Genomic DNA, 20,704 nt, shown 5'->3' with positions numbered 1-20,704 from the left:
CCATACAGCATGTGTCGAACGCCCGACTTGACCGGCGCCTGTGCCCGGCACAACAGGCGGACGCGATGCCCTGTGCCCCTCCTCCGCACAGCGTTTCCGTCGATTGTCCTGGCACTTATCCACTGAGGTGCGGTGCCTCGTCAGCGTCCGTGGACCAAGCCGCCCGCACCGCACAGCGCTTCCCACTGTTCCCGCACGACTTATCCCCCAGCCTCTGAGCCGTCGACGCTTCGACACTCCAGTCCGGCTCCACAAACAAAAACGGCGTGTTTCACGTGAAACACGCCGCCCGTTTCCCATCCACCGCGCCATCAATCAAGCCGTCTTCTTCGCCAACCCGAGATACGTCTCGATCACCTGCGGATTCTGCGCGAGCTCGGCCGCCGGCCCTTCCAGTGCAAACTCGCCCGTCTCCAGCACATAGCCGTAGTCGGAAATCTGCAGCGCCGCGCGGGCATTCTGCTCGATCAGCAGCGTCGCAACACCGGTGCCGCGCAACGCGCTGATGATATGAAAGATCTCCTTCACGATCAGCGGCGCCAGGCCAAGGCTCGGCTCGTCGAGCATCAGCAGGTCGGGCTTGCCCATCAGCGCACGGCCCACCGCCAGCATCTGCCGCTCGCCGCCGGACAGCGTGCCGGCCGCCTGCCTGCGGCGCTCCTTCAGTCGCGGAAACAGCGCGAACACGTGATCGAGCTGATCGAGGAAGTTCGATTCCCCTGCCTGCTTGCGCCGATACGCGCCCAGCACGAGGTTGTCCTCGACCGTCATCGTGCTGAACAGCTCGCGCTTTTCCGGTACGAGGCACATCCCTCGCGCGACGCGCTGCTCGACCGGCAACGCGCCGACGTCGTTGCCGCGATACACGACCGCGCCCGACGCATGCCCCGTGACCGGCAGCGCGCCCATGATCGCGTTCAGCAGCGTCGACTTGCCGGCGCCGTTCGGCCCGATCACGCTGACGATCTGCCCCGTCCCGACCTTGATTGCGGCATCGTGCAGCGCCTCCACCTTCCCGTACCGGACCGCCAGCCCGCGTACGTCGAGAATCGGCATCGTCGTGTCCGTCATCACTCCACCCCGCCCAGATACGCTTCGAGCACGGCCGGGTCCTGCTGCACATCCTGCGGCAGCCCTTCCGCGATCCGCGTGCCGAATTCCATCACCACCAGCCGGTCGGTGAGGTTCATCACGAAATCCATGTCATGTTCGACGAGCAACACGCTCATCCCTTCGGCCTTCAGCCGCCGCAGCAGGTCGGCGAGTTGCTGTTTCTCCTGGTAACGCAGCCCCGCGGCCGGTTCGTCGAGCAGCAGCAACGTCGGATCACAGCACAGCGCGCGCGCGATTTCGAGAGTCCGCTGCTGGCCAAGCGCGAGACTGCCCGCTTCGTCGTCCATGTGCTTCTCGAGCCCGACGCGGCGAATCTGGCGCGCCGCTTCGGCCAGCAACTGCGCTTCCTCGTGCGCATTGAGCCGCGCGATGCTGCGCCACACGCCCGTATGGCCACGCAGATGCGCGCCGATCGCGACGTTCTCGAGCACCGTCATCGTCGGCAGCAACTTCACGTGCTGGAACGTGCGGCCGATGCCGCGGCGGACGATCTGACGCGATGTCAGCCCGTCGATACGCTCGCCGCGGAACGTGATCTCGCCGCCGGTCGGCTTCAGCACGCCGGTCACGAGGTTGAACGTGGTCGACTTGCCCGCGCCGTTGGGGCCGATCAGCCCGATGATCTGCCCCGCCTTCACGTCGAAGCTGACGTCGTTGACGGCCACGAGGCCGCCAAACTGCTTGCGTGCGTTGTCGACGACGAGCAGCGGCTCGCCGGCCACGGGCTTCGCGCGCTGCGGCAACGGGTCGGCCTGCTCGGGCACATGCGCGCGCGGCCCGCGCGGAAACAGCCTCGCGACGAACGGCCATACGCCCTGGCGCGCGTACTGCAGCAGCAGCACCATCAGCACGCCGAACACGATGATCTCGAAGTTGCCTTCCGAGCCGAGCAGCTTCGGCAGCAGCGTCTGCAGGTAGTCCTGCAGCACGGTGAGAATCGCCGCGCCGAGCACCGCGCCCCACACATGCGACACGCCGCCCACCACGGCCATGAACAGGAATTCGATCCCGTGGTTCAGGCCGAACGGCGTCGGGTTCACCGCGCGCTGCAGGTGTGCGTACAGGAAGCCCGATACCGCCGCGAGCACGGCCGCGTAGACGAAGATCACGACGCGCATCCACGCGGTGTTCACGCCCATCGCCTCGGCCATCACGCCGCCGCCGCGCAGCGCGCGGATCGCGCGGCCGGGCCGGCTGTTGAGCAGGTTCTGCACCGACACGATCGCAGCCAGCACGACGGCCCAGATCAGGAAGTACAGGCTGCGGCCGCTTCCGAGCACGATGCCGAACAGGTTCAGCGCCGGAATCCCGTTGATCCCGTCGTACTTGCCGAGCAGTTCGAGGTTGCCGAACAGGTAGAACAGCGCGAGGCCCCACGCGATCGTGCCGAGCGGCAGAAAGTGCCCGGACAGCCGCATCGTCACGGCGCCGAGCACGAGCGCGACGAGCGCCGTCAGCACGACGCCGACGATCAGCGCGAGCCACGGCGACACGCCGTAGCGCGTCGTCAGGAACGCGGTCGCATATGCGCCGATGCCGACGAACGCGGCCTGCCCGAAGCTCGTCATCCCGCCGACGCCCGTCAGCAGCACGAGCCCGATCGCGACGATCGCATACAGGCCGATGTAGTTCAGCAGCGTGATCCAGTATTCGGGCACCTGCAGCGCGCCGGGCAGCACCGGCAGCGCGAACAGCACCACGAGAAACAGCCAGAAGGTCTTGTTGCGTACCATCGTCTTCATCGCGTCACTCCTCTTCCTCTTCCGCATGCGGCGTCACGAAGCTCCGCCACAGCAGCACCGGAATGATCAGCGTGAACACGATCACCTCCTTGTAGGCGCTCGCCCAGAATGACGAATACGATTCGAGCACGCCGACGAGCAGCGAGCCGGCGGCCGCGAGCGGGTAGCTGACGAGCCCGCCGATGATCGCGCCGACGAAGCCCTTCAGCCCGATCAGGAAGCCCGAGTCGTAGTAGATCGTCGTCAGCGGGCCGACGAGGATCCCGGACAGCACGCCGAGCCCTGCCGCGAACGTGAACGCGAGCCGCCCGGCTTCGGTCGTGCCGATGCCGACGAGCCGCGCACCGAGCCGGTTCACCGACGTCGCGCGCAGCGCCTTGCCGGCGATCGTGCGGCCGAAGTACACGTAGAGCGCGCCGATCAGCACGAGCGCCGTGACGACGACCAGGATGCTCTGCACCGACACCGTCATGCCGCCGATCGCGAGCGACGCGTCCGAGAACCCGTTGGTGCGCGAGCCTTCCGCGCCGAACATCACGAGGCCGAGGCCGACCATCGCGAAATGGACGGCGACCGACACGATCAGCAGCAGCAGCGTCGTGCCTTCGGCGATCGGCTGGTACACGAGCCGGTAGACGAACGGCCCCATCGGCACGACGATCGCGAGCGTCAGCGCGATCTGCGCGAGCATCGGCATCGGCTGCGCGGCAAAGCTGCGCGTGATCGCGAACACCGCGAGCGGCAGCAGGATGTAGCGGCTGCCGAGCGTCGCGAGCGTGCGGCCGAGTTGATGGCGGCGTTCGCGATGCCGGATGAGGCTGCCGACTTCGAGCAGGAAGCACGCGATGCCCATCACGAACAGCAGCCAACAGGTGGCGGGGAATTTCTGCGTCTGCAACGCGGCCAGCGTCAGCGCACCGTAGGCGACGAATTCGCCCTGGGGAATGAAGATCACCCGCGTGACGGAAAACACCAGTACGAGCGCCAGCGACAACAATGCATAAATGGCGCCCGTCGTGATGCCGTCTTGCGCGAGGATCGCCGCAATCGAGAGATCCATACGTTTCGTGTATCGAGAGAATGCTGCGGAGAAACGAAAGGCGGAAACGGCCGGGGCGCGCGGCGGGGGCCCCGGCAAGTCCCAGGCGGCACGGATGCGGCCGTGACGCGCGCCGCCCTGCCGACGGCATGCGCGGCGCCGTTCGCGCCGCGCATGCCGGTTTCACGTGATGCTTACTCGGCCTGCAGCTTCCACTTGCCGTCGACGATCTGCACCATCACGCGCGCACGCGTGTCGAAGCCGTTGTGATCGGTCGCCGTCATGTTGATCACGCCGTGCGAGACGGGCAGATCCTTCACGCTTTCGAGCGACGCGCGCAGCGCCTCGCGGAACGCCTCGGTGCCCGGCTGGCCCTTCTTCAGCGCGTCCGGGATCGCCCGCTGCAGCAGCAGGCCCGCATCCCATGCATGACCGCCGAACGTCGCCAGCGACCCTGCGCCGTAGGCCTTCTCGTACGCGGCCTTGTAGCCGAGCGCCGGCTTCTTCACCGGGTTCGAATCGGGCAACTGGTCGGTCACGAGCACGGGGCCGGCCGGCAGGATCTCGCCTTCGCAATCCTTGCCGCACACGCGCAAGAAGTCGTTGTTCGCGACGCCGTGCGTCTGGTACACCTTGCCCTTGTAGCCGCGCTCCTTCAGCGTCTTGGCGGGCAGCGCCGCCGGCGTGCCGGCGCCGGCGATCAGCACCGCATCCGGGTTCGAGCCCAGCAGCTTCAGCACCTGCCCCATCACCGACGCGTCGGTCCGGTTGAAGCGCTCGTTCGATACGAGCTTCAGCCCGTTCTTCGCGGCCGCCGCGTCGAACGTCTTGTACCAGCTGTCGCCGTACGCATCGGCGAAGCCGATGAAGCCAACCGTCTTCACGCCGTGCTTCGCCATGTAGCCGGCGATCGCGTCGGCCATCAGCTGATCGTTCTGCGGCACCTTGAACATCCATGCGCGCTTCGCGTCCATCGGCGCGATGATCTGCGCGCTCGCCGCCAGCGAGATCGTCGGCGTCTTGCCCTGCGACACGGGATCGAGCATCGCGAGCGAATTCGGCGTGACCGACGAGCCGATGATCGCGTCGACGTGGTCCTCGTCGATCAGCTTGCGCACGTTCTGCACCGCGCGGCTCGTGTCGGACGCGTCGTCCAGCACGATGTACTGCACGCTCTTGCCCGCGATTTCCTTCGGCAGCAGCGCGATCGTGTTCTTTTCCGGAATCCCGAGCGACGCGGCCGGCCCGGTGGCCGACAGCGTCACGCCGATCTTCACCTGCGCCGACGCGGTGGCCGCCGCACACACGAGGCCCGCGGCAAGCAGGGCCTCCATCCATCGATTCATCTTCATTTACGTTGTCTCCAAACGCTGCTCGAAAAAACCACGGTTGCTCGGGCGGCTCCCGGTCCCCAAACAAGTTAATATCTTAATTATCTCGCTCATCCGCGCCCATGCTCGTTTTCCCGTGAAGCGCCGCACCCATGCGCCGCATGCCGGCCGAAACGGTCATTCGACCGTCACGATGCGCAGCAGCGGTGTCGTCAGGATGAAGAAGGCGAAGAAATGAGAAAGCGCGCGGAAGCTGGTTGCGCGCGCATCGATGGTCGGCGCGCACGGCGAGCAATGAAACATCGGGAAGCCGGCCGCTCATGCGAGTGTGAATGCGAAAGCGGATGCAGATACGGATGCGAGCGCAACGACCCACGCTGGCACAGCGACGCGCATACAGGCCGCGGAACGGCTCGGGAACGCCGCGATGCCCCATCGCGCACCCGATGACGAACGAACGGCGCCCGCCGCCTCTCCTGCCCCGATCCACCGTGCTGCGCTGCTCATCCAACCGTACTCCCTCTTCTGCATTGTGCTTGTAGGAGAACTGCCGACCGATTTTCCCGACCGCACGGTCGGCGAAAGCCAAGTGTAACGGACGCATTTCGCGCACGCCAACCGGGTAAGCCCGGAGCGCCTGTGCAGGATTGCGCATCGTCTGCGAACGGATCGCGGGAAACGGAACAACGGGGAATGCGGCGAAGCGCGGAAAGACGCGGTGCGAATGCAAACGCGGAAGGTGGCCGTGACGCGGGCCGATGCACCATCGAGGGAATCCGTGCACGCAAATGAAAAAGCGCTGTTGGATTCCGTCCAACAGCGCTTTGGGGTCCGGGCACTTTGTGCCTCGATTGTCTCCTCGTTCTCCACCTGCAAATTCGTTTCGCGGTGCATCAGAACTAGGGTGAATCTTAAAGAGGCTTAAGCACCACGACAACTTAGCATTTACCCCTATGGTGCATTGCCGCACGAAAATGGGGCACCAATCTGCCGCGCGGCGACGGCGCGAGCTCGCTGCGACGCCCGTTCCGGGCGCGCCGGATGGTGCTTCGCATCAACGCGAGCGACGCGCACCGCATGCTCACGACGAGGCCCTGAGCGGCTTGATCCGCGCGACCATCTCGCCGACGATGCCGCGCCGGAACGCCAGCACGCAGGCGATGAAGATCAGCCCGGTGACGATCGTCGCCGATTCGCCGAGCGAATGGAACCACGCGACGCCGGTCGTCGACGCGAGCCATTCGCCGATGTCGCCGAGCCGGTCTTCCAGCGCGACGATCAGCGCGGCGCCGAGCAGCGGCCCGAACAGCGTGCCCATCCCGCCGACGAGCGTCATCAGCACGACGAGGCCCGACATCGTCCAGTACGCGTCCGACAGCGTCTCGAAGCCGAGCACCAGCACCTTCAGCGAGCCGGCCAGCCCCGCGAGCCCGGCCGACAGGATGAACGCGAGCAGCTTGAAGCGGTCGGTGTCGTAGCCGAGCGAGATCGCGCGCGCTTCGTTCTCCTTGATCGCGACGAGCACCTGGCCGAACGGCGAATGGACGACCCGCACGATGAACGCGCACGCGGCCACGACCACCGCCAGCACGACGTAGTACAGCGCGACGTCGTTCGACAGGTCGAGCAGCCCGAACAGGCGGCCGCGCGGCACGCCCTGCAGGCCGTCCTCGCCGTGCGTGAACGGCGCCTGCAGATAGATGAAGTAGACCATCTGCGCGAACGCGAGCGTGATCATCGCGAAGTAGATGCCCTGCCGGCGGATCGCGAACAGCCCGACGACGAGCCCGAGCAGCGTCGCGGCGACGGTGCCGGCCAGCACGCCGAGCTCCGGCGTGAAACCGAGCGTCTGCATCGAATAGCCGGTCGCGTAGCCGGCCGTCGCGAGGAACATCGCATGGCCGAACGACAGCAGCCCCGTATAGCCGATCAGCAGGTTGAACGCGGCCGCGAACAGCGCGAACGCGAGCACCTTCATCACGAACACCGGATACGCGCCGACGAACGGCGCCGCGAGCAGTGCGGCGAGCAGCACGCCGTAGAGCACTTTTCTCTGCATCATTTTTCCTTGCCGAAGAGGCCCGCCGGGCGGAACAGCAGCACGATCGCCATGATCACGAACACGACGGTGGCCGACGCTTCGGGGTAGAACACGCGCGTGAAGCCCTCGATCACGCCGAGCAGCAGGCCCGTGACGATCGAGCCGAGAATCGAGCCCATCCCGCCGATCACGACCACCGCGAACACGGTGATGATCATCGGCTGGCCCATCAGCGGCGACACCTGGATCACCGGCGCGGCCAGCACGCCCGCGAACGCGGCGAGCGCGACGCCGAAGCCGTAGGTGAGCGTGATCATCATCGGCACGTTCACGCCGAACGCCTCGACGAGCTTCGGGTTCTCGGTGCCCGCGCGCAGATACGCGCCGAGGCGCGTCTTCTCGATCACGAACCACGTCGCGAGGCACACCGCGAGCGACGCGACGACGACCCACGCGCGGTAGTTCGGCAGGAACATGAAGCCGAGGTTGGTCGCGCCGGACAGCTGCGACGGCACGTCGTACGGCTGGCCCGACGATCCGTAGATCGACCGGAACACGCCTTCGACAACCAGCGTGAGGCCGAACGTGAGCAGCAGCCCGTACAGGTGATCGAGCTTGTACAGCCAGCGCAGCATCGAGCGTTCGATCGCGATCCCGAACGCGCCGACGAGCACCGGCGCCAGCACGAGCATCGCCCAGTACGGCAGCCCGAAATACGACAGCCCCATCCACGCGAGCATCGCGCCCAGCATGAACAGCGCGCCGTGCGCGAAGTTGATCACGTTGAGCAGCCCGAAGATCACCGCGAGCCCGAGGCTCAGGATCGCGTAGAACGAGCCGTTGACGAGCCCGAGCAGCAACTGGCTCAGCATCGCCGGCAACGGAATGCCAAAGATTTCCATCGACTTAGCCGTCAGAATGAGTTTGGTTGCGTGCGCAACCTTGATGCAGCGCGCACGCGGGCGGCGCAACGGGCACATCGCTGCCACCGCCGCCGTGCGGCGCGCCCGTGCGCGCCGCTACACGATGCTTACTTCCACAACGCGCAGCGCGTTTCCTGCTTGGTGCCGAACGCCTGTTCGCCCGGAATCGTCGCGAGCACCTTGTAGTAGTCCCACGGCTCCTTCGATTCGGACGGCTTCTTCACTTCCATCAGGTACATGTCGTGGATCATGCTGCCGTCCTGGCGGATGTAGCCCTTCGCGTAGAAGTCGCTGATCTTGATCTTCTTCAGCTCGGCCATCACCTTGTCGGAATCGGTCGTCCCGGCGGCCTGCACGGCCTTCAGGTAGGTCGTCACCGACGAGTAGTCGGCCGCCTGCAGGCTCGACGGCATCTTCTTCATCTTGCCGAAGTAGCGCTGCGCCCACTGGCGCGACGCCGCGTCGCGGTTCCAGTACCAGCTGTCGGTCAGCACGAGGCCTTGCGTCGTTTCGAGGCCGAGGCTGTGCACGTCGTCGATGAACATCAGCAGCGCGGCGAGCTTCATCGTCTTCGTGATGCCGAATTCCTTCGCGGCCTTGATCGAGTTGATCGTGTCGCCGCCCGCGTTCGCGAGGCCGAGGATCTGCGCCTTCGACGATTGCGCCTGCAACAGGAACGACGAGAAATCCGACGCGGACAGCGGGTGACGCACCGCGCCGAGCACCTGGCCGCCGTTCGCCTTCACGACGTCCGACGTATTCTTCTCGAGCGCCTTGCCGAACGCGTAGTCGGCGGTCAGGAAGAACCAGCTCTTGCCGCCCTGCTTCACCACCGCCGACCCGGTGCCCTTCGCGAGCGCCATCGTGTCGTATGCGTAGTGGACCGTGTACGGCGTGCACTGCTCGTTGGTCAGCGTGTCGGCGCCCGCGCCGATGTTGATGTAGACCTTCTTCTTCTCGGCCGCGACCTGGTTCATCGACAGCGCGGTGGCCGAGTTCGTGCCGCCGACCAGCAGGTCGAGGCCGCCGCGGTCCATCCATTCGCGCGCCTTCGACGCGGCGATGTCGGCCTTGTTCTGGTGGTCGGCATAGACGACCTCGATCGGCTTGCCGAGCACCTTGCCGCCGAAGTCCGCGACCGCCATGCGGATCGCCTCGAGACCGCCCTGCCCGTCGATATCCGCGTAAAGCCCCGACATGTCGGTGATGAAGCCGATCTTCACGGTATCCGCCGCGTGGGCGGCGCCGGCGGTGAGCGCGGCGGTCGCGAGCGCGAGACAGGCCTGTGCGAGGGTCTTCATTTTCATTGACGTCTCCTGTTGTTCTGATGCGTTGTGGTTGTTCGAGGGCCGCCACGGCTAGCGGCAAGGGAAACGAGGCGGCGTCACACGCCGAGCAGGTCGTGCAGGGTCGGCATCTTGCTTTCCAGTTCGGATGCGCGGAAATGCTCGACGATGCTGCCGTGCTCCATCACGTAGAAGCGGTCGGCGAGCGGCGCGGCGAAGCGGAAATTCTGTTCGACCATCACGATCGTGTAGCCGCGTGCCTTCAGCGCGACGATCATCCGAGCGAGCGCCTGCACGATCACCGGCGCCAGGCCTTCGGAGATCTCGTCGAGCAGCAGCAGGTTCGCGCCGGTGCGCAGGATCCGCGCGACCGCGAGCATCTGCTGCTCGCCGCCGGACAGCCGCGTGCCCTGGCTCTGCCGGCGCGACGCGAGGTTCGGGAACATCGCGTAGATCTCGTCGAGCGACATCGCGTGCTCGCGCGGCCCGATCAGCGGCGGCAGCATCAGGTTCTCCTCGCACGACAGGCTCGAGAAGATCCCGCGCTCCTCCGGGCAATAGCCGATGCCGTAATGCGCGATGCGGTGCGTCGCGAGGCCGATCGTCTCGTGGCCCGCGATCTTGATCGACCCGCTGCGGCGGCCCGTGAGGCCCATGATCGCGCGCAGCGTCGTCGTGCGGCCCGCGCCGTTGCGGCCGAGCAGCGTGACGACCTCGCCGCGATGCACGGTCAGGTCGACACCGTGCAATATGTGGGATTCCCCGTACCAGGCCTCCAGGCCCGTGATCTCCAGCGCAGGCGTACCGCTCTCGACGCCGCTCAATTCGCGTTCCTCCCGTTCGCTGTGCTTCATGCGTGCGCCCCCGCGAGCGCCGCGTCGGCACTGCCCATGTAGGCCTCGATGACGAGCGGATTCTTCGACACTTCCGCATACGAGCCTTCGGCCAGCACCTCGCCGCGTTGCAGGACGGTGATCGTGTCGGAGATCCCCGCGATCACGTTCATGTTGTGTTCCACCATCAGGATCGTGCGGCCGCTCGCGACCTTCTTGATCAGCGCGGTCACGCGGTCGACGTCCTCGTGGCCCATCCCCTGCGTGGGCTCGTCGAGCAGCATCAGTTCGGGCTCCATTGCCAGCGTCGTCGCGATCTCGAGCGCGCGTTTGCGGCCGTAGGCCAGCTCGACGGTCGGCACGTGCGCGAAATCGGTGAGGCCGACCTGCGTGAGCAGATCCATCGCGCGATCGTCGAGCCGCTTCAGCGTGCGTTCGCTGCGCCAGAAATGGAATTCGGTGCCGAGCGCGCGCTGCAGGCCGATGCGCACGTTCTGCAGCGCGGTCAGGTGCGGGAACACGGCCGAGATCTGGAACGAGCGGATGATGCCGCGCCGCGCGACCTGCGCGGGCCGCTCGTCGGTGATGTCGATGCCGTTGAAGACGATCTGGCCGGCCGTCGGCGTCAGAAATTTGGTGAGGAGGTTGAAACAGGTGGTCTTGCCCGCGCCGTTCGGCCCGATCAATGCGTGAATCGCGCCGCGGCGCACACGCAGGTTGACACCGTTCACGGCGGTGAAGCCCCTGAATTCCTTCGTCAGTCCGCGTGTTTCCAGAATCGTGTCGCCGAGAATCATGTTCCCTTCCGTACGAAGTCAGGCGAAGCACCGGGATGCCTGGCGCAAGCGGCCGCGAACAGGTCAGCGGATCAGCGGGCTGCCCCCGGGCGCCGTGGTACGCCTCGAGGGTGGTCTCCCGCGCCGACGCGTATGCACATTACAGAACATTGTCGCGCCGTTGGTGCAGTGCAATCATCGGGATTTGCACTTATAGGGCTGGCCGCCATATCGGCCGCGACTGCACGCGGTTATTCACCGCGCTTTTTTGACGCGTGCATCATCATGTGTTGACCTGCCGCAGGCCCTGGCACGCACACGATGAAAAAAGCCGCGCGACGGCGCGGCTTGCACGGATCTTGCCGTACGCGTGCACACGCCGGCGGCTTGTTTCGCATAGCGAATCAGCGGGCGTTCGCATGACGGCCCGCTGGCGCGTGGGTCAGCGGACCGTCATGCAACCGTCACCGCGGCCTCGGTGCGCACCGGCGTCGCTTCGCGCGCCGCACGGCGGTCGGCACGAATCATGTCGCTCGCGCGCTCGGCGATCATCAGCGTCGGCGAATTGGTGTTGCCGGACGTGATGAACGGCATCACCGACGCATCGACGATGCGCAGCCCCGCGATGCCGCGCACGCGCAGCCGGCTGTCGACCACCGCGCGTTCATCATCCGCGCGCCCCATCCGGCAGGTGCCGACCGGGTGGAAGATCGTCGTGCCGACGACGCCGGCCGCGTCGATCAGTTCGGCCTCGGTCTGGTACCGCGTGCCCGGCAGGATTTCCTCGGGACGATAGCGCGCGAGCGCCGGCGCGGAGGCGATCCGGCGCGTGAGGCGCAGCGCATTCGCGGCAACGTGCCGATCGTGGTCGGTCGACAGATAGTTCGGCGCGATCGCCGGCGCCACGCCCGCATCGGGGCTCGCGATATGCACGCTGCCGCGCGAGCTCGGCCGCAAATGGCAGACCGACGCGGTAAACGCGTTGAAGCCGTGCAGCGGCTCGCCGAAGCGTTCGAGCGACAGCGGCTGCACGTGGTACTGGAGATCGGGGCGCGTGAGCGCGGGATCGTCCGGATCCGATTTCGCGAATGCGCCCAGCTGCGACGGCGCCATCGACATCGGCCCGCGCTGCAGCAGCGCATATTCGGCGCCGATCATCAGCTTGCCCCACCAGCGCGCGGACAGCGTGTTCAGCGTGCGCACGCCGTCGACGCGAAACGCCATCCGCAATTGGAGGTGATCCTGCAGGTTTTCGCCGACGCCGGGCAGATCCTGCACGACGTCGATGCCGAGCGCCTGCAGCCGCCGGCCATCGCCGACACCCGACAGTTCGAGCAGTTGCGGCGAATTCACGGCGCCCGACGTCAGCAGCACTTCCGCTCGCGCCCGCGCGACGTAATCGGTGCCGCCGCCGTGGTACTCGACGCCGACCGCGCGCCGCCCGTCGAAGGTCACGCGCTGCGCATGCGCGCCGGTGATCACGGTCAGGTTCGGCCGCGCCATCGCGGGCCGCAGGAACGCCTTCGACGTATTCCAGCGCACGCCGCGCTTCTGGTTCACCTCGAAGTAGCCGACCCCCGCATTGTCGCCGCGGTTGAAATCGTCGGTCGCCGGGATGCCCGTCTGCTGCGCCGCCTGCGCGAACGATTCGAGGATCTCCCAGCGCAGCCGCTGCTTCTCGACGCGCCAGTAGCCGCCCGAGCCGTGCGCGTCGCTCGCGCCCGCATGGTGATCCTCGCTGCGCTTGAAGATCGGCAGCACGCTGTCCCACGACCAGCCGGCGTCGCCGGTTTCCTGCGCCCAGTTGTCGTAGTCCTCGCGCTGGCCGCGCATGTAGATCATTCCGTTGATCGACGAGCAGCCGCCGAGCACGCGGCCGCGCGGATACGACAGCGCGCGGCCGTTGAGCGCCGCTTCGGGCTGCGTCTTGTACAGCCAGTCGGTGCGCGGATTGCCGATGCAATACAGATAGCCGACCGGGATATGAATCCAGTGATAGTCGTCCTTGCCGCCCGCTTCGAGCAGCAGCACGCTGATGTCGGGATCCTCGGTCAGGCGGTTCGCGAGCACGCAGCCCGCGGTGCCCGCGCCGACGATCACGTAGTCGAATTCGCCCTCGAGCGTGCGTTCAGTACTCACAGCGTGTCTCCTGTCGACCCGAGTGAGTGCTTTAGCACTTACTCGGGTCCCATGCTTCGCGGTCGGCCCGAATGAGCGCTTCAGCGCTGACTCGGCCGCCTGCGAAGCGCATTGTTGTGTACCGCGGCGCGATGCCGCGCGTCATTTTCAGCATAGTGCGTCGCGTCGCGCGCCGCACCTGCAGCCCCGCGCGCCATGACGGCCCGATGAAGCGTACTCCCGCGCCCGGCCGCCGATCCAATGAGTTATGCTGAACTGCGTTATAAGCCGCGCTCATATCACGACGATGGATCTCACCCTGCTCCGCGCGTTCGCGACGGTCGCGCGCGAAGGCAACCTGACGCGCGCCGCCGCGCAGTTGCACCTGACGCAGCCGGCCGTCAGCCTGCAGATCAAGCATCTGCAGGAAACGCTCGGCGTCGCGCTGTTCACGCGCACGTCGCGCGGGCTCGCGCTCACGCGCGACGGGCAGACGCTGCTGCCGCATGCGGAACGCGCGCTCGCCGCGGCCGCCGACGTGCAGCGCGCCGCTGCCGCGCTGCGGCACGAGGTGCGCGGCCGGTTGCGGATCGGCACGATCCTCGATCCGGGGTTCCTGCGGCTCGGCGGCTTCCTGCGCGCGCTGGTCGAGACCCATCCGCAGATCGAGACCGCGCTGCGGCACGGGATGTCCGGCTGGGTGATTGAACAAGTGCGCGCGCAGGCGCTCGACGTCGGCTACTACATCGGCCGGCCCGACGAGGAATCGCCGCACGACGGCGCGCTGTTCCACACCGTCACGCTCACGCGCTTCGAGTACCGCGTGCTCGCGCCGGCCGGCTGGAAGGAGCGCGTGCAGCGCGCGCACGACTGGCGCGCGCTCGCCGCGCTGCCGTGGATCTGGACGCCGCCGGCGTCCGCGCACCACCGGCTGCTGTCGCGGCGTTTCGCGGAAGCCGGCGCGCAGCCGGTGAAGGTCGCCGAGGTCGACCAGGAGCAATCGATGCTCGACCTCGTCAAATCGGGGATCGGGTTGACGCTCGCGCGCGATTCGACCGCGCTGGCCGAAGCGCACGCGCATGCGCTGACGATCGTCGAGCGCGTGACGGTGCCGACCGAACTGACGTTCGTGACGCTCGCCGAGCGGCGCGACGAACCGGCGATCGCGGCCGCGCTGCGGCTGATCGAAGCGCAGTGGGCGATATGAGCGTGGCTGATGTCGATGCGACGCGTCGTGCACGGGACGTCGGCCACTGACGCGCCCTGCGGATCCTGCCCGTCTTGCGGATTAACGACAACGCCGCGCCCCCGCATCACGATGCCAAACCACGCGCGAGCCGAATCGCTTGCCCCGCGTCGTGTCGCCGCGCCCCGCTCGCTCGTCACGCCACCATCGCAGGCTTTTTGCTAGATTGTGCGTTCGCACACCGCGAGACCCCGATTGAAGGAGACCCGCATGGCCCGCAACATCGAGATCAAAGCCCGCGCCCGCGAATTCGACCGGCTGCGCGAACGGGCGGCCCAGCTCGCGACCGAAGCACCGTTGTTCTACCGCCAGCAGGATTTCTTCTATGACGTGCCGCGCGGCCGGCTGAAGCTGCGCCGCTTCGAGGACGGCACGCCGGCCGAACTGATCTTCTACCAGCGCGACGACCGCGACGGCCCGAAGGCGTCGTACTACACGCGCAGCCCGGTGACGAACCCCGACGCGATGCACTCGCTGCTCGCGACCGCGCTGACCACGCGCGGGATCGTGACGAAGGAGCGGCACGTGTACCTCGCGGGCCGCACGCGCATCCACCTCGACCGCGTCGACGGCCTCGGCGATTTCATCGAGCTGGAAGTGGTGCTCGGCCCGGACGACGACGAAGCCGGCGGCGAAACGGAAGCGCACGCGGTGTTCGCGAAGCTTGGCGTCGCGCAGGACGATCTCGTCGCGATCGCGTACGTCGACCTGCTGAACGCCGACGCCCAGCCCGAAACGGCCTGATCCAGCCCCATCGAAGGCGGCGCCGCGCGGGCCGCCTTCAGCGCCGATGCCGCAGCCGCCTCCCGGTCACGCGGCGCCGGGCGCCAGATGCGCGAGCGGCAGCGCACCGTTGCGCTTGAAGGTCGTCAGCACGATGTTCGAGCGCACGCTGTCGACGCCCGGCACCCGCATCAGTTTCTTCATCACGAACTGCGACAGCGCGTTCAGATCCGGCGCGACGATCCGCAGCAGATAGTCGGCATCGCCCACCACCGCATGGCATTCGAGCACCTCGGGCAGCACGTCGATCTGCTGCTGGAACTGCTCGATGATCGAATCGCCGTGATGCTTGAGCTTCAGGCTCGTGAACGCAGTCACGCCGAGCCCGAGCTTTTCGGGCCGCAGCATCACGCGGTAGCCTTCGATCACGCCGGCCGCCTCGAGCCGCTGCAGCCGCCGGCCGATCTGCGACGGCGACAGCGGCACCTCCTCGCCCAGCTGCTGATGCGTCGCGCGACCGAAGCGCTGCAGCACGTCCAGCAGCGCGAGATCGAAGTGATCGAGTTCCACCATGAGCATTCTCCGCATTGATTCGTGATTTGATGCTCGATTATCGCATCATCGATCGAATCTATGCCAACTATGCGCCCAATCCGCGCGCAGCCCGCTCTACACTTGCATGGTCCCAACCACAGCGTGCAGAGCCAGATCATGTCCACCGTCGTCACCGCGAAACTGCAGGAGCAGTTCGACGCGGGCCTCGAAACCCGCGCCGATTTCACCATCGACCAGCCGCTGCAGCGCTACGGCCAGGTCGACCACGCGGTGTGGCAGCAGCTCTATGCGCGCCAGTCGGCGCTGCTGCGCGGCCGCGCGTGCGACGCGTTCGTCGCCGGGCTCGGCAAGATCGAGCTGCCGGCCGATCGCGTGCCGTCGTTCGCCGACGTGAACCGCCAGCTGAAGCCCGCGACCGGCTGGGAAATCGTCGCGGTGCCGGGCCTCGTGCCCGATCGCGTGTTCTTCGAACACCTCGCGAACCGGCGTTTCCCGGTCACCTGGTGGATGCGCCGCCCCGACCAGCTCGACTATCTGCAGGAACCCGACTGCTTCCACGACCTGTTCGGCCACGTGCCGCTGCTGATCGATCCGGTGTTCGCCGACTACATGCAGGCGTACGGTCGCACCGCGCTCGCGGTCGCCGACGACGAAGCGGCGCTGGCGCGGCTCGCGCGCCTCTACTGGTATACGGTGGAATTCGGGCTGATCCGCGACCCGCGCGGCACGAACGGGCTGTCGATCTACGGCGCGGGGATCGTGTCGAGCAAGGGCGAAAGCCTGTACAGCCTCGAAAGCGCGGCGCCGAACCGGCTCGGGTTCGACCTCGAGCGCGTGATGCGCACAAAGTACCGGATCGACACGTTCCAGAAGACCTACTTCGTGATCGACGATTTCGCGCAACTGTTCGCGCTCGCCGACGTCGACGGCCGCGCACTGGCCGACCGGCTCGCGGCGCTGCCCGAATTCGCGGCCGGCGCGGTGCTCGACACCGACCGCGTGCTGCATCGCGGCACGGGCGAAGGCTGGTCCGACGACGCCGACGCGTGACGCGCCGGGCGCCGCGGCACCGGCGGCCGACTCCCTTTGCGCAACTATGAAACAATGAACGATGCCGGCTTCGCCGCGCGGTGCAACCGCGCGCGGCGCCGTTACCGAACGAGAGGTGCAAGATGATCCACAAGCTCACATCCGAAGAACGCAAGACCCGGCTCGAAGGCCTGCCGCTCTGGACGGCCGTGCCGGGCCGCGACGCGATCCAGCGCCGCCTGCGCTTCGCCGATTTCAACGAGGCATTCGGCTTCATGACGCGTGTCGCGATCAAGGCGCAGGAGATGAACCACCATCCGGAATGGTTCAACGTGTACAACCGCGTCGACGTCACGCTGTCGACCCACGACGCCGACGGCCTGACCGAGCGCGACATCGAACTCGCGCGGTTCATCGACGGCGCCGCCACGCACGCGCAACCGGGCGCCTGAGTCCCGAGTCCCGCCTCTGCCGCCGCGCATGTTTCCGTGCGCGGCGCGTCAACTTTTCATTTCGCTGAACGTTTTCTAGGATGTACTCAGCGAAAGCCTTCAGCTTTCCAAGCCATCCTTAAGGCGCACGTAAGTCTCGTACGCTTTCCGCGCCTTGGGGTCCAAACCTTCCAGTTGCAGCGCGCTTTCGCGCTGTACAATCAGCAGCGCATACGGCTTGGAGAGCGCGCTGGCCTCTTCGCAGAGTTTGAGTTCGTCGCCGCTCGACGGCGAGCGGGCGCGCCAGAAATTGATCGCGGCTTCGAGGTCGTGGATCGAAATATCGGACATGATTGGATTTAATCGTTCGCTGGCCGCCATGCTTGATGTCAGGCGATGCGGCGTCCCTGTGGAAACGGCTTCGTGCTGTCCGCGTGCCTGAACCGCCAACCCATTGTACTTGAGCGAACTTCATGCGACTCCTTCTGATCGAAGACGACCGCCCCATCGCACGCGGTATCCAGAGCAGCCTCGAGCAGGCTGGCTTCACCGTCGACATGGTGCATGACGGCATCTTTGCCGAACAGGCGCTGGCACAGAACCGCCACGAACTCGTGATCCTCGACCTCGGCCTGCCGGGCATCGACGGGATGACGCTGCTCACGCGCTTCCGCCAGACCAACCGCCACACGCCCGTGATCGTGCTGACCGCCCGCGACGAGCTGAACGACCGGATCCAGGGCCTGAACTCCGGCGCCGACGACTACATGCTCAAGCCGTTCGAGCCGGCCGAGCTCGAAGCGCGCATCCGCGCGGTGATGCGCCGCAGCGGCCCGCACAGCGACATGCCGCGTCCGGAAGTGTCGCTCGGCGGCGTCCGCCTGTCGGGCGTCGACCGCCGCATCTTCAACGACGACAAGCCGCTCGAACTGTCGCCGCGCGAATTCGCGGTGCTGGAAATGCTGCTGCTGCGTCACGGCCGCGTCGTCAGCAAGGCCCAGTTGCAGGATCACCTCACGCACTTCGGCGGCGATCTCGGCGACACCGCGATCGAAGTCTACGTGCACCGCGTCCGCAAGAAACTCGAGCAGTGCCGCGTCGAAATCGTCACGGTGCGCGGCTTCGGCTACCTGCTGCAGGAAATCCGCCAGACGGCGAGCGTCTGAGCGGTGCCGCGCGCCGGCCGGCCGCGTGCCGCCGGCGCATGCGTGCCGCCCCGCGTCGCCGCTGCCGGCGCACGACCGCGCCGCTCCCCGTGAGCGGCGCTTATCCATTTGCCCGTCGAAATGTCTCCTGATCCGGCTGTGACCACCAGCCTGCGCCGCTCGCTGCTCCGGCGCCTCGCCGCCCCGCTGTCGATGCTCGCGCTGATGAGCGGCCTGATCGCCTACTGGCTCGCGTGGCAATACACGCAGCACGTGATCGACCGTTCGCTCGCCGATCTCGCCACCGCCATCTCCAAGCAGATCCAGATTGCCGGCCCCGACGCGCAGTTCACGGTGCCGCCGCTCGCGCAGGCGATGTTCTCCGATCCGGCCGAAGCGCTGATCTACCGGATCAGCGACGGCGAGGAGGAACTCGCCGGCGATCCGAAGCTGCCGCTGCAGGGCATCAACGTGCGGCGCATGCATCACGCGTACGTGTTCGAGGCCGAATACGACAATCGCGCGGTGCGGGTCGCGCAGGTGCGCGTCGACAATGTCGAGGGCGGCAAGCCGATGGTCGTCGAGGTCGCGCAGCCGGTGCGGCACCGCTACCGGATCGCGGCCGAATTCCTCGTCGCGATCATGATGCCGCTGCTGTTGCTGCTGCTCGCGGGCTGGGGCATCGTGTGGCGCGTCGTGAACCAGCAGCTGGGCCCGCTCACGCATCTCGCCGATTCGCTGAACCGGCAGACCCACACGTCGCTGGAACCGGTCGACGAAACCGACGTGCCGCTGGAGATCCGGCCGCTGACGAGCGCGATGAACGCGCTGCTCGGCCGCCTGAAGACCGCGCTCGACGCGCAGCGCAAGTTCATCGCCGATGCCGCGCACCAGTTGCGCACGCCGCTCACCGCGGTGAAGCTGCATGCCGAGCAGGCGGCCGTCGCGCGCGACCCGCACCAGACCTTCGCCGCGGTGCGCGAGCTGCGCGCGGCCGCCGACCGGGCCGTGCGGCTGTCCAACCAGTTGCTGTCGCTTGCGCGTGCCGAGCCGGGCGAACAGGCCGCGCGCTTCGTCGATGTCGACCTTGCGGCGATGGCGTTCGAGACCGGCGCCGAATGGGTGCCGCGCGCGCTCGCGTCGCACGTCGACCTCGGCTTCCAGCGCAGCGACGAGCCGGGCGACGACGAGAAGCTGATCGTGCGCGGCAACCCGGTGCTGCTGCGCGAGGTGATCGCGAACCTGCTCGACAATGCGCTGAAGTACGTGCCGCTCGCGCGGCCGGACGGCGCGCGGATCACCGTGAACGTCGCGCGCGCCGCGCTCGAGGGCAGCCAGCCGGCCGCCGAGATCGTCGTCGAGGACAACGGCCCCGGCGTGCCCGCGAACCAGCAGGCCGACCTGTTCAAGCGCTTCTTCCGCGGCGACGCGCAAAGCGGCAACGGCGTCGAGACCGGCGCCGGGCTGGGGCTCGCGATCGTGCACGACATCATCGCGATGCACGGCGGCACCGTGTCGTACGAGGATGCATCGGAAGGCGGCTCGCGCTTCGTGGTGCGGGTGCCGCTCGCTACGCGTACGGAGAAGCCGGCCAGCGAAACGCCGGCTGCCGCGCCGACGCACTGAGCGATCACCAGGCGATTACTGAAGATCGCTGAACGATTCGCGGCAGGCACCCGCACGCCCGTCGACCGGGCGGCCCGCCGGAAAAGGAACGGAAGGGGAACGGAAAGACGGCAGCGAACGACAGGCCGCCACGACGCGGCATCCGCCAGCCGAAACGACCGCGGCAGCGCGCGATGCGCTGCCGCCTGCTTCACTTCTTGCTCTTCTTGTCCTTCGAACCGGACGCCGGCTTGCCGTCCTTCTTGTCCTTCTTCTTTTTCTTTTTCCCGCCTTCGTCGGACGTCGCGAGCAACGTGCCGCGGCACGACTCCGCACCGCAGTGGCACGCGTATTCGCGCTTGAGCTTCTTCGTCAGCTTCGCGTCGATCACGAGGCCGTAGTCGTAGAACAGCTCCTCTTCCGGCCCGATGTCGCGCAGCGCATGGATGTACACGCGCCCTTTGACTTCCTCGGCTTCGCAGTTCGGCGCGCACGAATGGTTGATCCAGCGCGCGCTGTTGCCGTCGATCTTGCCGTCGATCACGCCGCCTTCGTCGAGTGCGAAGTAGAACGTATGGTTCGGTTCGCTCGGGTCGTGCGGATGGCGGCGCAGCGCTTCCTTCCACGAGATTCGCTCGCCCTTGTATTCCACTACGCGCTCGCCGGCCTTGATCGGCGCCACGGCGAACACACCCTTGCCGTGTACGCCCGAGCGGCGCACCGCGATCCTGCGTGAACTCATCGAACCAATCCTTGTGAAGACGACTT

Annotated in this window: 20 protein-coding genes; 6 read left to right on the top strand and 14 right to left on the bottom strand. The window is 67.0% G+C overall.

The window, feature by feature from the left end; translation table 11 throughout:
- Positions 1-315: 315 nt before the first annotated feature.
- The 11 genes from HWX14_RS32220 to HWX14_RS32170 all read right to left on the bottom strand — a co-directional run bounded on the left by HWX14_RS32220 (position 316) and on the right by HWX14_RS32170 (position 13,223).
- On the bottom strand, positions 316-1,071 hold the full coding sequence (locus HWX14_RS32220) for an ABC transporter ATP-binding protein (protein WP_175886231.1): 756 nt from the start codon (positions 1,069-1,071) through the stop codon (positions 316-318).
- Positions 1,071-2,855 (bottom strand): branched-chain amino acid ABC transporter ATP-binding protein/permease, encoded by a 1,785-nt coding sequence (locus tag HWX14_RS32215; RefSeq protein WP_175886230.1) that lies wholly within the window; start codon positions 2,853-2,855, stop codon positions 1,071-1,073. Before HWX14_RS32215 ends, HWX14_RS32220 begins: the two co-directional genes overlap by 1 nt.
- A 4-nt stretch (positions 2,856-2,859) precedes the next feature.
- Positions 2,860-3,915: a branched-chain amino acid ABC transporter permease gene (locus tag HWX14_RS32210; RefSeq protein ID WP_175886229.1), complete on the bottom strand. Its 1,056-nt coding sequence runs from the start codon at positions 3,913-3,915 to the stop codon at positions 2,860-2,862.
- 173 nt (positions 3,916-4,088) lie between these two features.
- Positions 4,089-5,246: an ABC transporter substrate-binding protein gene (locus tag HWX14_RS32205; protein WP_175886228.1), complete on the bottom strand. Its 1,158-nt coding sequence runs from the start codon at positions 5,244-5,246 to the stop codon at positions 4,089-4,091.
- 76 nt (positions 5,247-5,322) lie between these two features.
- Positions 5,323-6,042: a hypothetical protein gene (locus HWX14_RS32200; protein WP_175886227.1), complete on the bottom strand. Its 720-nt coding sequence runs from the start codon at positions 6,040-6,042 to the stop codon at positions 5,323-5,325.
- A 264-nt stretch (positions 6,043-6,306) separates the two neighbouring features.
- Positions 6,307-7,284, bottom strand: coding sequence for a branched-chain amino acid ABC transporter permease (locus HWX14_RS32195; RefSeq protein ID WP_175886226.1), 978 nt, complete (start codon positions 7,282-7,284; stop codon positions 6,307-6,309).
- Positions 7,284-8,168 carry a branched-chain amino acid ABC transporter permease gene (locus HWX14_RS32190; protein ID WP_027783150.1) on the bottom strand — a complete coding sequence of 295 codons (885 nt, stop codon included), beginning with the start codon at positions 8,166-8,168 and terminating at the stop codon, positions 7,284-7,286. Before HWX14_RS32190 ends, HWX14_RS32195 begins: the two co-directional genes overlap by 1 nt.
- A gap of 128 nt (positions 8,169-8,296) precedes the next feature.
- Positions 8,297-9,496 carry an ABC transporter substrate-binding protein gene (locus HWX14_RS32185; protein ID WP_006496321.1) on the bottom strand — a complete coding sequence of 400 codons (1,200 nt, stop codon included), beginning with the start codon at positions 9,494-9,496 and terminating at the stop codon, positions 8,297-8,299.
- Between the two features lie 77 nt (positions 9,497-9,573).
- Positions 9,574-10,329, bottom strand: a complete 756-nt coding sequence (locus tag HWX14_RS32180; RefSeq protein WP_175886225.1) for an ABC transporter ATP-binding protein — start codon at positions 10,327-10,329, stop codon at positions 9,574-9,576.
- Complete coding sequence (locus tag HWX14_RS32175) at positions 10,326-11,105, bottom strand: ABC transporter ATP-binding protein (protein WP_006477266.1); 780 nt, start codon at positions 11,103-11,105, stop codon at positions 10,326-10,328. Before HWX14_RS32175 ends, HWX14_RS32180 begins: the two co-directional genes overlap by 4 nt.
- A gap of 432 nt (positions 11,106-11,537) precedes the next feature.
- On the bottom strand, positions 11,538-13,223 hold the full coding sequence (locus HWX14_RS32170; protein WP_175886224.1) for a GMC family oxidoreductase N-terminal domain-containing protein: 1,686 nt from the start codon (positions 13,221-13,223) through the stop codon (positions 11,538-11,540).
- A 286-nt stretch (positions 13,224-13,509) separates the two neighbouring features.
- Between HWX14_RS32170 and HWX14_RS32165 the strand changes: the two genes are divergently transcribed.
- Positions 13,510-14,409, top strand: a complete 900-nt coding sequence (locus HWX14_RS32165) for a LysR family transcriptional regulator (RefSeq protein ID WP_175886223.1) — start codon at positions 13,510-13,512, stop codon at positions 14,407-14,409.
- A 249-nt stretch (positions 14,410-14,658) separates the two neighbouring features.
- Positions 14,659-15,192 (top strand): class IV adenylate cyclase, encoded by a 534-nt coding sequence (locus HWX14_RS32160; protein ID WP_175886222.1) that lies wholly within the window; start codon positions 14,659-14,661, stop codon positions 15,190-15,192.
- Positions 15,193-15,258: 66 nt separating this feature from the next.
- On the opposite strand, the gene HWX14_RS32155 is transcribed toward HWX14_RS32160, so the two are convergent.
- Positions 15,259-15,744, bottom strand: coding sequence for an Lrp/AsnC family transcriptional regulator (locus HWX14_RS32155; protein WP_060310246.1), 486 nt, complete (start codon positions 15,742-15,744; stop codon positions 15,259-15,261).
- Positions 15,745-15,882: 138 nt separating this feature from the next.
- Here HWX14_RS32155 and phhA point away from each other — a divergent pair, with 138 nt between their 5' ends.
- Positions 15,883-16,776: a phenylalanine 4-monooxygenase gene (gene phhA, locus HWX14_RS32150; protein WP_244130388.1), complete on the top strand. Its 894-nt coding sequence runs from the start codon at positions 15,883-15,885 to the stop codon at positions 16,774-16,776.
- Positions 16,777-16,898: 122 nt separating this feature from the next.
- Positions 16,899-17,207: a 4a-hydroxytetrahydrobiopterin dehydratase gene (locus HWX14_RS32145; protein ID WP_175886220.1), complete on the top strand. Its 309-nt coding sequence runs from the start codon at positions 16,899-16,901 to the stop codon at positions 17,205-17,207.
- Between the two features lie 99 nt (positions 17,208-17,306).
- Here the strand turns inward: HWX14_RS32145 and HWX14_RS32140 are convergent, their stop codons facing one another.
- A complete protein-coding gene (locus HWX14_RS32140; protein ID WP_006401493.1) occupies positions 17,307-17,537 on the bottom strand; it encodes a DUF3717 domain-containing protein in 231 nt (76 codons plus the stop codon).
- Positions 17,538-17,659: 122 nt separating this feature from the next.
- Between HWX14_RS32140 and HWX14_RS32135 the strand changes: the two genes are divergently transcribed.
- Both HWX14_RS32135 and HWX14_RS32130 read left to right on the top strand, forming a co-directional pair.
- Positions 17,660-18,352 carry a response regulator transcription factor gene (locus HWX14_RS32135; RefSeq protein WP_006401494.1) on the top strand — a complete coding sequence of 231 codons (693 nt, stop codon included), beginning with the start codon at positions 17,660-17,662 and terminating at the stop codon, positions 18,350-18,352.
- Positions 18,353-18,472: 120 nt separating this feature from the next.
- Positions 18,473-19,957, top strand: coding sequence for a sensor histidine kinase (locus HWX14_RS32130; RefSeq protein ID WP_175886219.1), 1,485 nt, complete (start codon positions 18,473-18,475; stop codon positions 19,955-19,957).
- Positions 19,958-20,147: 190 nt separating this feature from the next.
- Here HWX14_RS32130 and HWX14_RS32125 read toward each other — a convergent pair whose 3' ends face one another.
- Positions 20,148-20,678, bottom strand: a complete 531-nt coding sequence (locus HWX14_RS32125; protein ID WP_027808863.1) for an SET domain-containing protein-lysine N-methyltransferase — start codon at positions 20,676-20,678, stop codon at positions 20,148-20,150.
- Positions 20,679-20,704: the final 26 nt, after the last annotated feature.

Source organism: Burkholderia sp. BCC0044, from assembly GCF_902832955.1.
Taxonomy (GTDB): domain Bacteria; phylum Pseudomonadota; class Gammaproteobacteria; order Burkholderiales; family Burkholderiaceae; genus Burkholderia.
Note: the sequence above shows the minus strand (reverse complement) of the source record. Positions and strands in the feature narration are given on the sequence as shown.

Coding starts and splice junctions, on each gene's coding strand:
- HWX14_RS32175 (WP_006477266.1), bottom strand. CDS start 11,105: ATGATTCTCGGCGACACGATTCTGGAAACACGCGGACTGACGAAGGAA.
- HWX14_RS32210 (WP_175886229.1), bottom strand. CDS start 3,915: ATGGATCTCTCGATTGCGGCGATCCTCGCGCAAGACGGCATCACGACG.
- HWX14_RS32135 (WP_006401494.1), top strand. CDS start 17,660: ATGCGACTCCTTCTGATCGAAGACGACCGCCCCATCGCACGCGGTATC.
- HWX14_RS32190 (WP_027783150.1), bottom strand. CDS start 8,168: ATGGAAATCTTTGGCATTCCGTTGCCGGCGATGCTGAGCCAGTTGCTG.
- HWX14_RS32130 (WP_175886219.1), top strand. CDS start 18,473: ATGTCTCCTGATCCGGCTGTGACCACCAGCCTGCGCCGCTCGCTGCTC.
- phhA (WP_244130388.1), top strand. CDS start 15,883: ATGTCCACCGTCGTCACCGCGAAACTGCAGGAGCAGTTCGACGCGGGC.
- HWX14_RS32165 (WP_175886223.1), top strand. CDS start 13,510: ATGGATCTCACCCTGCTCCGCGCGTTCGCGACGGTCGCGCGCGAAGGC.
- HWX14_RS32220 (WP_175886231.1), bottom strand. CDS start 1,071: ATGACGGACACGACGATGCCGATTCTCGACGTACGCGGGCTGGCGGTC.
- HWX14_RS32155 (WP_060310246.1), bottom strand. CDS start 15,744: ATGGTGGAACTCGATCACTTCGATCTCGCGCTGCTGGACGTGCTGCAG.
- HWX14_RS32140 (WP_006401493.1), bottom strand. CDS start 17,537: ATGTCCGATATTTCGATCCACGACCTCGAAGCCGCGATCAATTTCTGG.
- HWX14_RS32145 (WP_175886220.1), top strand. CDS start 16,899: ATGATCCACAAGCTCACATCCGAAGAACGCAAGACCCGGCTCGAAGGC.
- HWX14_RS32195 (WP_175886226.1), bottom strand. CDS start 7,284: ATGCAGAGAAAAGTGCTCTACGGCGTGCTGCTCGCCGCACTGCTCGCG.
- HWX14_RS32160 (WP_175886222.1), top strand. CDS start 14,659: ATGGCCCGCAACATCGAGATCAAAGCCCGCGCCCGCGAATTCGACCGG.
- HWX14_RS32180 (WP_175886225.1), bottom strand. CDS start 10,329: ATGAAGCACAGCGAACGGGAGGAACGCGAATTGAGCGGCGTCGAGAGC.
- HWX14_RS32215 (WP_175886230.1), bottom strand. CDS start 2,855: ATGAAGACGATGGTACGCAACAAGACCTTCTGGCTGTTTCTCGTGGTG.
- HWX14_RS32125 (WP_027808863.1), bottom strand. CDS start 20,678: ATGAGTTCACGCAGGATCGCGGTGCGCCGCTCGGGCGTACACGGCAAG.
- HWX14_RS32205 (WP_175886228.1), bottom strand. CDS start 5,246: ATGAAGATGAATCGATGGATGGAGGCCCTGCTTGCCGCGGGCCTCGTG.
- HWX14_RS32185 (WP_006496321.1), bottom strand. CDS start 9,496: ATGAAAATGAAGACCCTCGCACAGGCCTGTCTCGCGCTCGCGACCGCC.